The following is a 14,956-nucleotide window of genomic DNA, read 5'->3' on the forward strand; positions in this document are numbered from 1 at the left end:
GCAAAGACCGCCCTTCTGCGCTCCCCAGTGCGCCGCAAACCCCAGGAAACAAGGGCTTCACGCCCATGTAAGAAAACTGGCACACGCCCTGCATAGGCTAAGGCAATCCAGGTTTTGGGGGCCTTGGTACAGGCAGGCCGGGGAATCCCCTTCTTTATTCGACGCGGACGCCGCGTCACCGCAGTACGCCGCCGCTCATCCACGGGCACGGCGTCACCCGTTTCGGGGACCTTGGTACAGGCAGGCCGGGGAATCCCCTCTTTATTCGACGCGAACGCCGCGTCATGGCAGTCCGCCGCCGCTCATCCATGGGCACGGCGTTACCCGTTTCGGGGACCTTGGTACAGGCAGGCCGGGGAATCCCCTTCTTTATCTGGGACGCAGCGCAAGCTGCACGCGCCAGCGTCCATCCTCCTGCGCACCGCGCCACTCCCCGTCCAGCGGACGGGGCGACACCAGTACCAGCAGCAGGTCCCGCCCGTCGCGCTCCACGCGCCAGTTCACCAAGCCCAGCGGCAAGCTCAGGCGCCCCTCGCGGACACGTCCATAGGCATCCTCGAAGCGATACCTCAGCGCACCGTCGGCGTGCTCGGCCAGCGCCTGCGGCTCGCGGTTGAACCAGAGCTGCACCCCCTGCTCCCAGGGCTCGACCTGCTCGATACGCAAGCGGGGCGGGTCGAACGCGCGGCCGATCATGCTGCCGACGAGAAAGGCGATGAGCATCACCGAGGCCATGAAACGCCAGCGCAAACGCGGCCGTGGATCCTCAGGCGGCGTAGAATGGCGCTCATCCCAGTGCTCGGAGTGCTGCATGTTCCACGTCATCCTCTTTCAACCGGAAATCCCGCCCAATACCGGCAACATTATCAGGCTGTGCGCCAACAGCGGCTGTCGGTTGCACCTGATCGAACCACTGGGTTTCGAGCTGGACGACAAGCGCCTGCGCCGCGCCGGGCTGGATTACCACGAATACGCCACGCTCGAACGCCACGCCGATCTGCAGAGCTGCCTGGACAGCATCGGCCAGCCGCGCGTGTTCGCCTTTACCACCAAGGGCTCGCAGCCGTTCCACGAGGTCGCCTACCAGCCCGGCGACGCCTTCCTGTTCGGCCCGGAAAGCCGGGGCCTGCCGGAAGAGGTGCGTAACGTTCTGCCGGTGGAGCGACGCGTGCGCCTGCCGATGCGCGCCGGCTGCCGCAGCCTGAACCTGTCCAACACCGTGGCGGTGACCGTCTACGAGGCCTGGCGCCAGAACGGCTTCGCCGACAGCGAATGAAGCGGATAAAGAAAAAGCGCCCCTGAGGGCGCTTTTTTCATCCGAGCCGCTCGCCTCAGTGGGCAGTGGTCTCGGCCTGGCCTTCCTGCTGCATGCGCTGCAGTTCCTGGGCGTACAGGGCATCGAAGTTGACCGGAGAGAGCATCAGTGCCGGGAACGAACCACGGGTCACCAGGCTGTCCAGCGCTTCGCGAGCGTAAGGGAACAGGATGTTCGGGCAGAAGGCGCCGAGGGTGTGGCTCATGGACGCGGCGTCCAGGCCCTTGATCAGGAAGATACCGGCCTGCTGCACTTCGGCGATGAAGGCCACTTCTTCACCGTTCTTGACGGTCACCGACAGGGTCAGCACCACTTCGTGGAATTCGCCTTCCAGGGCCTTCTGCCGCGTGTTCAGGTCCAGGCCGATGCTCGGCGTCCACTCCTGGCGGAAGATTTCCGGGCTCTTCGGCGCTTCGAAGGACAGATCCTTGACGTAGATGCGCTGCAGAGAGAACTGCGGGTTTTGCGACTCGGCAGCGGCGGCGCCGCTGTTGGCTTGCTCGGTCATGGCGTTTGCCTTCCTTAACGTTGCGGTTTCAAACGGGGCTCTGCAGCAGGGCGTCGAGCTTGCCGGCGCGCTCCAGGGCATAGAGATCGTCACAGCCACCGACATGGGTGCTGCCGATCCAGATTTGCGGCACCGAGGTGCGTCCGGCCTTGCGGGTCATCTCCGCGCGCACGGCCGGCTGGCCGTCGACACGAATCTCTTCGAAATCCACCCCTTTGCTGGCCAGCAGTTGCTTGGCCCGCATGCAGTAGGGACACCAGTCGCTGGAGTAGATGACCACCGTGCTCATGTCACTTCACCAGCGGCAGGTTGTCGGCGCGCCAGGTCGCGATGCCGCCGGACAGCTTGGCAGCGGTGTAGCCGGCCTTCTGCAGCTCGCGGGCGATGGTGCCGGCGTGCTGGCCAGCAGCGTCGACGACGACGATGGTCCTGGCCTTGTGTTTTTCCAGCTCGGCGATGCGTGCAGTCACCTTGTCGTAGGGGATGTGCAGCGCGTCGACGATATGCCCGGCGGAGAATTCCTTCTGGGCCCGCACATCGAGCACCACGCCCTTGTCGGAGTTGACCAGCGCGGTCAGCTCGCGGCTCGACAGGCTCTGACCGCCCTTGCGCATTTCGGTGACGATCAGCAGCACCAGCAGAACGGCGAACAATCCGCTCAGCACATAGTGGTTAATGATGAATTCAATCAGGTTGGCGAACATCTATAGGGCCCAGGACGGTAAAATGCCGGCCAGTATACACAGCCCCACAGGTCGGCCAAACCCCGTCCGGCAGTGACGCGCCAGGCGCTTGGCCGTAGAATGTCCGGCTTGTTTCCCGTCCATCGACCCAGAGCGAGCCAGCTTTATGAGCGCCACGCCCAAACCCTTGGTTCTGATCATCCTCGACGGCTTCGGTCACAGCGACAACCCCGAGTACAACGCCATCCACGCTGCCAATACGCCGGTCTACGATCGCCTGCGCGCCACCTTCCCGCACGGCCTGGTCTCGGGCAGCGGCATGGACGTCGGTCTGCCGGATGGGCAGATGGGCAACTCCGAGGTCGGCCACATGAACCTCGGTGCCGGGCGCGTGGTGTACCAGGACTTCACCCGCGTGACCAAGGCCATCCGCGACGGCGAGTTCTTCGACAACGCCACGATCAATCAGGCCGTGGACAAGGCCGTTGCCGCCGGCAAGGCCGTGCACATCCTCGGCCTGCTCTCCGATGGTGGCGTGCACAGCCATCAGGATCACATCGTCGCCATGGCCGAACTGGCCGCCAAGCGTGGCGCCGAGAAGATCTACCTGCACGCCTTCCTCGACGGTCGCGACACCCCGCCGAAGAGCGCGCAGCCGTCCATCGAGCTGCTCGACGCCGCCTTCGCCCGCCTCGGCAAGGGCCGCATCGCCAGCCTCACGGGCCGCTACTTCGCCATGGACCGCGACAACCGCTGGGACCGCGTGGAGCAGGCCTACAAGCTGATCGTCGACGGTGCCGGCCAGTTCAGCGCCGCCGATGCCGTGGCAGGCCTGCAGGCTGCCTACGCACGGGGCGAGAGCGACGAGTTCGTCAAGGCCACCACCATCGGCGACGCGGTACAGGTCGAAGACGGCGACGCCGTGGTGTTCATGAACTTCCGCGCCGACCGTGCGCGCGAGCTGACCCGCGCCTTCGTCGAGCCCGGTTTCAAGGAATTCGAGCGCAAGCGCGCGCCACAGGTCGGTTTCGTCATGCTCACCCAGTACGCGGCGAGCATCCCGGCGCCTGCGGCATTCGCGCCGGAAGCACTGACCAACGTGCTCGGCGAGTACCTGGCGAAGAACGGCAAGACCCAGCTGCGCATCGCCGAAACCGAGAAATACGCCCACGTCACCTTCTTCTTCTCCGGCGGCCGTGAAGAGCCGTTCGAGGGCGAAGAGCGCATCCTCATCCCCTCCCCGGACGTCGCCACTTACGACCTCAAGCCGGAAATGAGCGCGCCGGAAGTGACCGACAGGATCGTCGACGCCATCGAGAATCAGCGTTTCGACGTGATCATCGTCAACTACGCCAACGGCGACATGGTCGGCCATACCGGCGTGTTCGAGGCTGCGGTCAAGGCCGTGGAGACCCTGGACAGCTGCGTCGGCCGCATTGCCGAGGCGCTGGAGAAGGTCGGCGGCGAAGCGCTGATCACCGCCGACCACGGCAACGTCGAGCAGATGGAAGACGAGTGCACCGGCCAGGCGCACACGGCCCACACCTGCGAGCCCGTGCCGTTCATCTACGTCGGCAAGCGCCCGGCGCGCATCCGCGAAGGCGGCGTGCTGGCTGACGTGGCGCCCACCCTGCTGAAGCTGATGGGCCTCGAGCAGCCGGCGGAGATGACCGGCAAGAGCATCGTCGAACTCGACTAGCACGCAGGCCACGGGCCGCTGCACGTCACGCTCGTCGGCCAGGCGCAGACTGCGTGAAGCGGCGCTGGTCGACAGAAAACAAGAAACGCCCCGCGCCATGAGGCCTGGGGCGTTTTTTTTGCCCGGCGGCGCGGGCATACTAGGCCTCAGCCTCAATTCACCTTCCGGTGCCGCCCCGTCCATGCTTCGCATTCTTGCCCTGATCCTGCTCAGCAGCCTGATCGCACCCGCCTTCGCCGATCAGCGCGCCGATACCCAGCGCCAGCTGGAAGCCGCGCGCCAGGATGTCGCCGAACTGAAGAAGATGCTGGAAAAACTGCAGCAGGAGAAATCCGGCGTCCAGCAGCAGCTGAAGAAGACCGAAACCGAGATGGGCGAGCTGGAAGGTCAGGTCAAGGACCTGCAGCACGAGCTCAAGGACAGCGAGCAGGAAATCCAGCGCCTGGATCAGGAGAAAAAAAAACTCCAGAGCGCGCGCACTGAGCAGCAGCGACTGATTGCCATCCAGGCGCGGGCCGCCTACCAGAGCGGGCGCCAGGAGTACGTCAAGCTGCTGCTCAACCAGCAGAACCCGGAAAAGTTCTCGCGCACCCTGACCTATTACGACTACCTCAGCCACGCCCGCCTCGAACAGCTCTCGGCATTCAACGAGACCCTGCGCCAGCTGGCCAACGTCGAACAGGAAATCGCCAGCCACCAGGCTCAGCTGCAGACGCAGAAAGCCGGCCTGGATGAGCGCCACGCCAAGCTCGCCGACGTGCGCAAGCAGCGCCAGCAGGCGCTGGCCAAGCTCAACAGCGAGTTCGCCAACCGCGACCAGCGACTCAAGGCCCGTCAGCAGGAGCAGGCGGAGCTTGGCCGCGTGCTCAAGACCATCGAGGAAACCCTGGCGCGCCAGGCCCGCGAAGCGGAAGAGGCACGCAAGCGCGCCCTGGTCGCTCAGCAGGCCCGGTCGGACAGCTCCGTCAGCGGCCCCGTGGTCACGTCCGGCGCCACCTACGGCGGCCCCTTTTCCAGCGCTCGCGGCAAACTGCCATGGCCCGTCGATGGCCGTTTGGTAGCACGCTACGGAACCCCACGCGGCGGCGACGCTCGTACTAAGTGGGACGGCGTGCTGATCGGCGCACCCGCCGGCAGCCAGGTGCGCGCCGTGCATGGTGGCCGCGTGGTGTTCGCCGACTGGTTGCGTGGCGCCGGCCTGTTGGTCATTCTCGATCACGGCAATGGTTATCTGAGCCTGTACGGCCATAATCAGAGCCTGCTCAGGAATGCAGGGGACGTGGTCAAGGCCGGCGACCCCATCGCCACCGTTGGCAAGAGCGGTGGCCAGGAAACATCGGCGCTGTACTTCGCCATTCGCCAGAACGGTCGCCCGAGTGATCCGGCACAGTGGTGCCGCGCGCAGGGATAAGCGCTTCATCCATTTAGGAGTTGTCTTAATGTCTCATCGCTTTCGCCCCACCTGCCTGGCCCTGGCCCTTGGCCTGCTGCTCGGCGTTCCAGCCCTGCAGGCTGCCGAGCCTGCCCCCGCGCCGGCGGCGGCGAGCAGCAAGGCGCCGCTGCCCCTGGATGAACTGCGCACCTTCGCCGAGGTGATGGACCGCATCAAGGCTGCCTACGTCGAGCCGGTCAGCGACAAGACGCTGCTGGAGAACGCCATCAAGGGCATGCTCAGCAACCTCGACCCGCACTCGGCCTATCTCGAACCCGAGGCATTCGCCGAGCTGCAGGAAAGCACCAGCGGCGAATTCGGCGGCCTGGGCATCGAGGTCGGCATGGAAGACGGCTTCGTCAAGGTGGTCTCGCCCATCGACGACACCCCTGCGTCCACGGCCGGCATCGAGGCCGGCGACCTGATCGTCAAGATCGACGGCCAGCCGACCAAGGGCCTGTCGATGATGGAAGCGGTAGAGAAGATGCGCGGCAAGGCCGGCAGCAAGATCGAACTGACCCTGGTACGCGACGGCGGCCGGCCGTTCGATCTGACCCTGACCCGCGCCGTGATCAAGGTACGCAGCGTGAAGAGCCAGATGCTCGAGGACGGCTACGGCTACCTGCGCATCTCGCAGTTCCAGGTCAACACCGGCGAGGAAGTCGGCAAGGCCCTGAGCAAGCTGCGCAAGGAAAACGGCAACAAGAAGCTGCGCGGCCTGGTCATGGACCTGCGCAACAACCCCGGCGGCGTGCTGCAGGCGGCCGTGGAAGTGGCCGACCATTTCCTCAAGAACGGGCTGATCGTCTACACCGAGGGCCGTCTGGCCAACTCCGAACTGCGCTTCAATGCCGACCCGGCCGATGCCAGCGAGGGCGTGCCGCTGGTGGTGCTGATCAACGGCGGCAGCGCCTCGGCATCGGAAATCGTCGCCGGCGCCCTGCAGGACCACAAGCGTGCCGTGCTGATGGGCACCGACAGCTTCGGCAAGGGCTCGGTACAGACGGTGCTGCCGCTGAACAATGATCGCGCGCTGAAGCTCACCACCGCGCTGTACTTCACCCCGAACGGCCGCTCGATCCAGGCTCAGGGCATCATCCCGGACATCGAGGTGGCACGCGCCAAGCTCACCCGCGAGCAGGACAACGAAGGCGTCAAGGAAGCCGACCTGCAAGGCCACCTGGGCAACGGCAATGGCGGCGCGGACCGCCCGAGCCGGGGCGCACAGGCCGCGCGCACGGACCGCCCGCAGGATCAGGACTACCAGCTGAGCCAGGCACTCAACCTGCTCAAGGGGCTGAGCGTCACCCGCGGCGACTGAAGCGGATCGTGATGCAAGAACGCCGCAGTTTCTCGCGAAACTGCGGCGTTTTCATTGCTGCCGGAAACAGCGACCGTCAGGCGCAGGTAGCGGGCGGTGCGCACGACCGCCCGAGCCGGCCGGCTTACAGATAGCTGTTGGTGATATCGTCGATGAAGCCTTCGTTGCGCAGTTCGTCGAGTGCCTTCTGCAAGCGTTCGATGACCTCGTCGGGCGTGTCCTTGTTCAGCGCCAGGTACAACTCGGCATCGTTGAAGCGCAGCACGGTGTTGAGGCCGCTGACATCTTCCTGCTTGGCCAGGTAGCGGCCCACCGGATCGGTGGTGGCCCACAGGTCGATCTGCCCGCGCACCAGCTTCTTCACGTTCTCCTGATCACGCAGGGCGTTGATCGGCTGCAGGCCCTCGCTCTCCAGGTGCTGGCTGACCGCATCGTTCTTGTACGCGCCGACGCGGTACTTGGCGGCATCCTTGAGGCTCGACACCTTGATGTCGTTACCCGGCGCGGCGAGCAGTACCCAGCCGGTCTTGGCGATCGGGCCGACCCACTTGAACAGCGGCTGACGCTCGGGCGTGTAGGTGGTGGAGAACAGGCCGTAGTTGGGCTTGTCCAGGGTCAGGCGGTAGAGGCGATCCCAGGGGAAGCGCAGGGTCAGGGTGTACTCGATACCGGCGCGCTTGAACATCTCGCGCACGATGTCGGCACTGATGCCGTCGATGCCGTCGTCACGGGCGAAGTTCTTGTCGTCCACCGCCATGTTGAAGGGCGGGAAATTCTCGGTCAGCAGCACCACCTTGTAATCCTGCGGGAGTTCCGCATGCACGGAACCGCAAGCGAGAAACAGGGCGACAAACAGGCTTTTCTTCAGAGTTTTCAGCATAAGACGTACCGCTCGCATGATTTTTGGTTATGGCTAGCGACATCCTTGCATGGGACCGAGCCCGGTCATTGGCACTCAGTGGCTCTGCCATCCATGGCGAGCGCCCGGTTCGTGGCCGGACGCATGTTCGGTGCTTACAGGTAACTGTTGAGAATGTCGTCGACGAAGCCTTCGGCGCGCATCTGCTCCAGCGCAGCCTGCAGCTTGCTGACGATCTCGTCGGGGATATCCTTGTTCAGCGCCAGATACAGCTCGGCACTGTCGAAACGCAGGACAGTCCTCAGACCGGAGATACCTTCCTGCTTGGCCAGGTAGCGCCCGGCGGGATCACCCGTGGCCCAGAGGTCGATCTGTCCGGCCATCAGCTTGCGAGCATTTTCCTGATCACGCAACGAGGTGCTGTGCTCGACGCCCTTCTCGGTCAGGTACTCGGAGATGGCATCGCCCTTGTACGCGCCGATGCGGTACTTCTTGGCCTGGTCCAGGCTGGTCAGGCTGATCGGGTTGTCGCCCTTGGCCAGCAGGACCCAATCGTCCGGGCCGATCGGCCCCACCCACTTGAACAGCTCCTCGCGCTCGGGCAGGCGGGCGGCGACGAACACGCCGTAGCCCGGTTTTTCCAGCGCCAGGTTGTAGATCCGATCCCAGGGGAAGCGCAGCGTCAGGCTGTACTTGACGCCCGCACGCTTGAACATCTCCTTGATGATATCCACGGCGATACCGTCGATATTGTCTTCCTGGGCGAAGTTCTTGCCATTGATGGCCATGTTGTAGGGCGGGAAGTTCTCGGTCAGCAGAACCACGCTGTAGTCGGGGTCCACTTCGGCGCGCGCAGCGCCAGACAGCACCACAAGGGTGCCGGCCATTGCGATCAGCAGGCGTTTGAGCATGGCGTTTCTCTTTCTGTGAATAAGGCAGACTGCATCAGGATAACCGCCATGCCCTCCCCGGCCCAGCGATTACTGGCCGATTGCCTCAATAGCGCGCTTCGATACTCTTCAGTGCACCTTCCGCACGCAGCGACTCCAATGCCTTCTGCAACTTCTGCACCAGCTCGTCCGGCGTCTGCAGATTCAGCGCAAGATAGAGGTCGACCGAGTTCAGGTGCTGAACCACCTTGAGGTTCTCGACGCCTTCCTGACGGGCGGTAAGCGGCCCAGCCTGGCTGGAAGCGATCCACAGATCGATCTGACCTTTGTCGAGCTTCCTGACGTTTTCCGCATCACGCAGCGCGGTCGTGACCTCCAGGCCCCTGTCCAGCAGGAACTGGGTCTTGGCATCGCCCTTGTAGCCACCGATCCGATAACGCCGCGCGTCTTCGATGCTGGCCAGCTGGATCGGGCTATCGCCCTTGGCGAACAGCACCCAGTCGTACCTGGAGATGGGCCCAACCCATTTGAACAGCCCCTCACGCTCGGCGGTACGCGCGGTGGAAAACACCCCGTAACCCGCATCGTCCAGTGTCTGCTGGTACACGCGCTGCCAAGGGAAACGCAGGATCTGCTGGCACTCGACCTCGGCACGCTCGCATACCGCGCGCAGGATGTCGGAGCTGATACCCGTGATCCCGTCGTCACGGGCGTAGTTGGTGCCGGAGACCGACATGTTGAAGGGCGGCATGTTTTCCGTGAGCAGCACCAGCGGCTCGGCACGCGCAAGGCTGAGACCACAGGACAGGACGAAAATAGTCACGAATCGAACAAGGAACATGAAGACTCCGTGTCGAAGATGTTCGACAAAGGGTGACCCTCCACCAGGGGCAGAGAGGCAGGGTTTTAGAGATGATGATTAATGCTAGCTGGATCGCTGGCACTTTGCCGTCGACTCGCCCGCAGCTTTGCGCTGCGGGCAGGTCGACGTGGCGGCAATCAGCGTACGACGATGCCGCGGCTGGCCAGATAGGCCTTGGCTTCCGGCACGGTGTACTCGCCGAAATGGAAGATGCTCGCGGCCAGCACGGCATCGGCCTTGCCTTCGAGGATGCCATCGGCCAGGTGCTGCAGGTTGCCGACACCACCGGAGGCGATCACCGGCACGCGTACCGCTTCGCTGATGGCACGGGTCACGCCCAGGTCGTAGCCGCTCTTCACGCCATCCTGATCCATGCTGGTGAGGAGGATTTCCCCGGCGCCCAGCCCTTCCATCTTGCGCGCCCACTCCACGGCATCGAGGCCGGTCGGCTTGCGCCCGCCATGCGTGAAGATCTCCCAGCGCCCCGGCTCGCCCGGCGCCGATACACGCTTGGCGTCGATGGCGACGACGATGCACTGCGAGCCGAAGCGCGCAGCCGCCTCACCGACGAACTCGGGGTTGAACACCGCGGCGGTGTTGATCGAGACCTTGTCGGCACCGGCATTGAGCAGGTTGCGGATGTCCTGCACGGTACGCACGCCACCGCCGACGGTCAGCGGAATGAAGACCTGGCTGGCCATGCGCTCGACGGTATGCAGCGTGGTATCGCGGTTGTCGACGCTGGCGGTGATGTCGAGAAAGGTGATCTCGTCGGCGCCCTGCTCATCGTAGCGGCGCGCGATCTCCACCGGATCGCCGGCATCGCGGATGTTCTCGAACTTGACGCCCTTGACCACGCGGCCGTTGTCGACGTCGAGGCAGGGGATGATGCGTTTAGCCAGTGCCATACGGTGCTCCCGTAGGGTGGGTGCAACCCACCGATAAAGATTGCGTCAGTTGCGGCGGGTTTCACCCCGCCCTACGGTTCAGCCCTTGAAGCCGTCGCAGAAGCGCTGCGCCTCGGCCACGTCCAGGGTGCCTTCATAGATGGCACGGCCGGTGATGGCGCCGATGATGCCTGGCGAACGCGCCAGCAGCAGCTTCTCGATATCGCCGAGGTTGTGGATGCCACCAGAGGCGATCACCGGGATCTTGCTGGCGGCAGCCAGTGCGGCAGTGGCTTCGACGTTGCAGCCCTGCATCATGCCGTCTTTGGCGATGTCGGTATAAACGATGGCGGACACGCCGTCTGCCTCGAAGCGCCTGGCCAGGTCGGTGGCCTGCACGCTGGAGACCTCGGCCCAGCCGTCGGTGGCGACGAAACCGTCCTTGGCATCCAGGCCGACGATGACCTTGCCCGGGAAGGCCTTGCACGCTTCACTGACGAACTCGGGCTCTTTGACTGCCTTGGTGCCGATGATCACGTAGCTGACGCCAGCGCGCACGTAGTGCTCGATGGTTTCCAGGGTACGGATGCCGCCGCCGATCTGGATCGGCAGGTTGGGGTAGCGCTTGGCGATGGCGGTGACCACTTCGCCATTGACCGGCTGACCTTCGAAGGCGCCGTTCAGGTCGACCAGGTGCAGACGGCGGCAGCCGCCCTCGACCCACTTGGCCGCCATGCTCACCGGGTCATCGGAGAACACCGTGGAATCTTCCATGCGGCCCTGGCGCAGGCGCACGCAGGCGCCGTCCTTCAGATCGATAGCGGGGATAATCAGCATCGGTTGAACCTGCTCAAGTTTGAATTCGGTAAGGCGCTCAGTTCTTCTCGAGCGCCCAGAGGTCGCTCTCGATGCTCTCGAACCTGTCTTTCAGGTGCGCCTGCACATCGAGAATGGCCTTGTTGTAGTAGTGCGGTGCCAGCTCGCGGGTGATCAGGTCCAGCACTTCCTGAACCTCGAAGGTGCCCAGCTGCAGCTCGAAACGTTCATCGAGAAAACGCTGCAACAGCAACAGCGCCGCCTGCTCCTGGGCAGGTTCGAGCGCCAGACTGGGAACCTTGGCCCGCGCCATTACCAGCGACCGTCCCAGGCGATGAAGTTCTGCAGCAACTGCAGGCCGTGGGTGTGGCTCTTCTCCGGGTGGAACTGCACGGCGAAGCGCGAACCCTCGGCCAGCGCGGCGGCGAAGTCCTTGCCATAATGGCCACGGCCGACCACCTGCTGCGGCTTGCCGGCCTCGATGTAGTAGCTGTGCACGAAGTAGAAGCGCGCCTGGTCGGGAATGTCGTGCCACAGCGGATGCTTGACCGCCTGGCTGACTTCGTTCCAGCCCATGTGCGGCACCTTCAGGCGCTCGCCGTCCTCGGCCAGGTCCTTGCCGAAGAAACGCACCTGACCGGGGAACAGGCCGATGCAATCCACACCGTCGTTCTCTTCGCTGCGTTCGAGCAGCGCCTGCATGCCGACGCAGATACCCAGGAACGGCCGGTCGGCGCTGACTTCACGCACCAGCGCATCGAAGCCCAGGCGTCTGATCTCGCCCATGCAATCGCGGATCGCCCCCACACCGGGGAACACCACGCGATCCGCCTCGCGGATCACCTTGGCATCGCTGGTCACCAGTACGCGGCCAGCGCCGACGTGTTCGAGCGCCTTGGCCACCGAGTGCAGGTTGCCCATGCCATAGTCGATTACGGCTACCGTCTGCATTTACAGGCAACCCTTGGTCGACGGCATCTGCCCGGCCATGCGCGGGTCCAGCTCGACGGCCATGCGCAGCGCGCGGCCGAAGGCCTTGAACACGGTCTCGATCTGGTGGTGGGTGTTGTGCCCACGCAGGTTGTCGATGTGCAGCGACACCAGCGCGTGGTTGACGAAGCCCTGGAAGAACTCCTGGAACAGGTCGACATCGAAGTTGCCGACCACCGCGCGGGTGAACGGCACGTGCATCTGCAGGCCGGGACGACCGGAGAAGTCGATCACCACGCGCGACAGCGCCTCGTCCAGCGGCACATAGGAATGGCCATAGCGGGTCATGCCCTTCTTGTCGCCGATGGCCTTGGTGAAGGCCTGGCCCAGGGTGATGCCGACGTCCTCGACGGTGTGGTGATCGTCGATGTGCAGATCGCCCTTGCACTCGATATCGAGGTCGATCAGACCATGACGGGCGATCTGGTCGAGCATGTGCTCGAGAAAGGGCACACCGATGTCGAAGCGCGCCTTGCCGGTGCCATCCAGGTTGATCGAGACCTTGACCTGGGTCTCGAGGGTGTTGCGCTCGACGAATGCCGTACGTTCGGCCATCACCAGCTCCACGAATTACCAACGGAAAAAGGCCGATATTATAGGCGTGCCGGGGGCGCAACGGCTACCGGCGATGGTCGGGCGGGTACAACCGGCAAACGAAAAAGCCCGCGCAGGTCGCAGACCGGCGCGGGCTTTTCGTTACCAGGACGGGTTACTGGAACAGCACGACCGTCTTCTGCAGGGTGATCCATACACCCCAGGCCAGCGGCACGCCGACCACCAGCCAGGCGAACACCGCCACCGGCTTGCTCGACGGATCAGCCGCCCACTCCAGCTCGCTCGCCGCCGGCGCCGACTTCTCGCCATGGGCGCGCTCGGCAGCCAGCTCGGCTTCGTTCATGAAGTACTTCGGCGCCACCGGACGCACCAGGGCGTTGCAGATGAAGCCCAGCACCAGCAGGCCGGAGAGGATGTACAGGGTGATGTCGTAGGCCGCGGCCTTCTCCACACCGATGCTCAGCTGGTACTCGCGCAGGTAGTTGACCAGCACCGGACCCAGCACGCCGGCCACGGCCCAGGCGGTCAGCAGGCGGCCATGGATGGCGCCGACGTTCTGCGTGCCGAACAGGTCGGCCAGGTAGGCCGGCACGGTGGCGAAGCCGCCGCCATACATCGACAGGATCACGCAGAATGCCAGGACGAACAGCGCCAGGCTGCCCAGGTGGCCGAGCATCGGCACCGAGGCGTAGAGCGCCAGCCCCAGGCCGAAGAACACGAAATAGGTGCCCTTGCGCCCGATGAAGTCCGAGCAGGACGCCCAGAAGAAGCGCCCACCGATGTTGAACAGGCTGAGCAGGCCGGTGAAACCGGCGGCGATGGCGGCGATCTCCGCCAGTTGCGCAGCGCTGAGTTCGTTGAAGGCCAGGTCGACACCGATCAGCCTGCCGGCGAAGACTTCCTGCAGCAGCGGCGAAGCCATGCCGATGATGCCGATGCCCGCCGAAACGTTCAGGCACAGAACGGCCCAGACCAGCCAGAACTGCGGCGTCTTCCAGGCGGTATTAACGTGCACGTGACCCTTGGTGATCATGGCGTTGTTGGCCTTGGCCGCCGGGGCGGTCCAGCCAGCCGGTTTCCAGCCGGTCGGCGGTACGCGGTACGCCAGGGCGCCGCCCATCATGAAGACGAAGTAGATCGCCGCCATCACCACGAAGCTCTGCCAGACACCGACGCTGTCCGGCGTGGCGAAGTGGTTCATCAGCATCGCCGCCAGCGGCGCACCGACCATCGCACCACCGCCGAAGCCCATGATCGCCATGCCGGTGGCCATGCCGCGCTTGTCCGGGAACCACTTGATCAGGGTCGACACCGGAGAGATGTAGCCCAGTCCCAGGCCGATACCGCCGATGACCCCGGAGCCCAGCCACAACAGCCAGATCTGGTGGGTATAGATGCCCAGCGCGGAAATCAGCAGACCACCGCACCAGCACAGCGCGGACACGACGCCAGCCTTGCGCGGGCCGGCATGCTCCAGCCAGCCACCCCAGATGGCAGCCGAGCAACCGAGAAAGACGAAGAACAGGGTGTAGACCCAGCCGAGCATGGAGATCTGCCAGTCGCAGTTGCTGGCGAACACCTGCTCGAAGAAGCCCATGTCGGGCGCACAGGCCGTGGCAGCGGTGATGCCCACGGCCTTGGACAGCGGCAGCCAGAAGACGGAGAAGCCGTAGGCCATCCCGATGCAGAGGTGGATGGCGAGGGCAGCAGGCGGAACCAGCCAGCGGTTGAAACCGGTTTTCGCGATGATGCGTTCCTTGGACAGAAATGCAGGCTTTGCCGCAACACCGTCCAATGCAAAGGCGTCAGTCATAGGGAGTTTCTCTTTTTATGTTGGCAAGCGAACCAAGGCAGGCGCGACAATGCACCGCAGCCAAAGTTTGCAGAGAGTAGCACCCAGGCGCGACAAATCGCCGCGCTATTGAAGTTTTTTTAGCGTTTCACGCACTTTTCATGTGATTTCAGCAAAAAAGCAAAAGGCCGCATCTATCGACCGATAGATGGCGTCGATGCCCCTGCCGTTTCCGCCACGAACGCCAGGCCGATCACTCGACGACGACCAGGCCCGCATGATCACCGGGAACCGCTTGCCGGGTTTTCGATCCAACACCCAGCCGAGCACCGCGACCCGCCCACTGC

At 64.3% G+C, this 14,956-nt stretch carries 17 protein-coding genes; 4 read left to right on the top strand and 13 right to left on the bottom strand.

Going from position 1 to position 14,956, the window contains the following annotated elements; genetic code table 11:
* Positions 1-369 precede the first annotated feature (369 nt).
* Positions 370-813 (bottom strand): hypothetical protein, encoded by a 444-nt coding sequence (locus JLK41_RS23280; protein ID WP_047586524.1) that lies wholly within the window; start codon positions 811-813, stop codon positions 370-372.
* Here JLK41_RS23280 and trmL point away from each other — a divergent pair.
* The gene (trmL, locus tag JLK41_RS23285; RefSeq protein ID WP_210389945.1) at positions 812-1,276 is read left to right on the top strand and encodes a tRNA (uridine(34)/cytosine(34)/5-carboxymethylaminomethyluridine(34)-2'-O)-methyltransferase TrmL; all 465 of its coding nucleotides are present in this window, start codon (positions 812-814) and stop codon (positions 1,274-1,276) included. The genes JLK41_RS23280 and trmL overlap by 2 nt on opposite strands.
* Before the next feature lie 55 nt (positions 1,277-1,331).
* Here the strand turns inward: trmL and secB are convergent, their stop codons facing one another.
* The 3 genes from secB to JLK41_RS23300 are packed head-to-tail and all read right to left on the bottom strand — an operon-like array spanning position 1,332 to position 2,527.
* Positions 1,332-1,823 carry a protein-export chaperone SecB gene (secB, locus tag JLK41_RS23290; protein ID WP_047586529.1) on the bottom strand — a complete coding sequence of 164 codons (492 nt, stop codon included), beginning with the start codon at positions 1,821-1,823 and terminating at the stop codon, positions 1,332-1,334.
* 28 nt (positions 1,824-1,851) lie between these two features.
* Positions 1,852-2,112 carry a glutaredoxin 3 gene (gene grxC / locus JLK41_RS23295; RefSeq protein ID WP_047586531.1) on the bottom strand — a complete coding sequence of 87 codons (261 nt, stop codon included), beginning with the start codon at positions 2,110-2,112 and terminating at the stop codon, positions 1,852-1,854.
* Between the two features lies 1 nt (position 2,113).
* Positions 2,114-2,527: a rhodanese-like domain-containing protein gene (locus tag JLK41_RS23300; RefSeq protein ID WP_037055285.1), complete on the bottom strand. Its 414-nt coding sequence runs from the start codon at positions 2,525-2,527 to the stop codon at positions 2,114-2,116.
* 145 nt (positions 2,528-2,672) lie between these two features.
* Here JLK41_RS23300 and gpmI point away from each other — a divergent pair, with 145 nt between their 5' ends.
* The 3 genes from gpmI to JLK41_RS23315 all read left to right on the top strand — a co-directional run bounded on the left by gpmI (position 2,673) and on the right by JLK41_RS23315 (position 6,958).
* Entirely contained in the window at positions 2,673-4,205 is a 1,533-nt protein-coding gene (gene gpmI, locus JLK41_RS23305) for a 2,3-bisphosphoglycerate-independent phosphoglycerate mutase (protein WP_179555115.1), read from the top strand.
* 181 nt (positions 4,206-4,386) lie between these two features.
* Positions 4,387-5,616: a murein hydrolase activator EnvC family protein gene (locus JLK41_RS23310; protein WP_047586535.1), complete on the top strand. Its 1,230-nt coding sequence runs from the start codon at positions 4,387-4,389 to the stop codon at positions 5,614-5,616.
* 28 nt (positions 5,617-5,644) lie between these two features.
* Positions 5,645-6,958: a S41 family peptidase gene (locus JLK41_RS23315; protein WP_047586537.1), complete on the top strand. Its 1,314-nt coding sequence runs from the start codon at positions 5,645-5,647 to the stop codon at positions 6,956-6,958.
* Positions 6,959-7,082: 124 nt separating this feature from the next.
* Here JLK41_RS23315 and JLK41_RS23320 read toward each other — a convergent pair whose 3' ends face one another.
* The 9 genes from JLK41_RS23320 to JLK41_RS23360 form a co-directional block, all read right to left on the bottom strand.
* The gene (locus JLK41_RS23320; RefSeq protein ID WP_047586539.1) at positions 7,083-7,838 is read right to left on the bottom strand and encodes a substrate-binding periplasmic protein; all 756 of its coding nucleotides are present in this window, start codon (positions 7,836-7,838) and stop codon (positions 7,083-7,085) included.
* 134 nt (positions 7,839-7,972) lie between these two features.
* A complete protein-coding gene (locus JLK41_RS23325) occupies positions 7,973-8,728 on the bottom strand; it encodes a substrate-binding periplasmic protein (protein WP_210389946.1) in 756 nt (251 codons plus the stop codon).
* A gap of 85 nt (positions 8,729-8,813) precedes the next feature.
* Positions 8,814-9,548, bottom strand: coding sequence for a substrate-binding periplasmic protein (locus tag JLK41_RS23330; protein ID WP_175254165.1), 735 nt, complete (start codon positions 9,546-9,548; stop codon positions 8,814-8,816).
* Positions 9,549-9,706: 158 nt separating this feature from the next.
* Positions 9,707-10,477: an imidazole glycerol phosphate synthase subunit HisF gene (gene hisF / locus JLK41_RS23335; RefSeq protein ID WP_037055302.1), complete on the bottom strand. Its 771-nt coding sequence runs from the start codon at positions 10,475-10,477 to the stop codon at positions 9,707-9,709.
* 78 nt (positions 10,478-10,555) lie between these two features.
* Positions 10,556-11,293, bottom strand: a complete 738-nt coding sequence (gene hisA / locus JLK41_RS23340) for a 1-(5-phosphoribosyl)-5-[(5-phosphoribosylamino)methylideneamino]imidazole-4-carboxamide isomerase (RefSeq protein ID WP_037055305.1) — start codon at positions 11,291-11,293, stop codon at positions 10,556-10,558.
* 37 nt (positions 11,294-11,330) lie between these two features.
* A complete protein-coding gene (locus tag JLK41_RS23345; protein ID WP_037055307.1) occupies positions 11,331-11,585 on the bottom strand; it encodes a DUF2164 domain-containing protein in 255 nt (84 codons plus the stop codon).
* Positions 11,585-12,223 carry an imidazole glycerol phosphate synthase subunit HisH gene (gene hisH / locus JLK41_RS23350; RefSeq protein WP_037055309.1) on the bottom strand — a complete coding sequence of 213 codons (639 nt, stop codon included), beginning with the start codon at positions 12,221-12,223 and terminating at the stop codon, positions 11,585-11,587. The genes JLK41_RS23345 and hisH overlap by 1 nt, the downstream gene beginning before the upstream one ends.
* Positions 12,224-12,817, bottom strand: a complete 594-nt coding sequence (gene hisB / locus JLK41_RS23355) for an imidazoleglycerol-phosphate dehydratase HisB (protein ID WP_017675949.1) — start codon at positions 12,815-12,817, stop codon at positions 12,224-12,226.
* Between the two features lie 154 nt (positions 12,818-12,971).
* Positions 12,972-14,630, bottom strand: a complete 1,659-nt coding sequence (locus tag JLK41_RS23360; RefSeq protein WP_037055312.1) for an OFA family MFS transporter — start codon at positions 14,628-14,630, stop codon at positions 12,972-12,974.
* Positions 14,631-14,956 lie beyond the last annotated feature (326 nt).

The organism is Ectopseudomonas khazarica, assembly GCF_017915135.1.
Classification (GTDB): Bacteria; Pseudomonadota; Gammaproteobacteria; order Pseudomonadales; family Pseudomonadaceae; genus Aquipseudomonas; species Aquipseudomonas khazarica.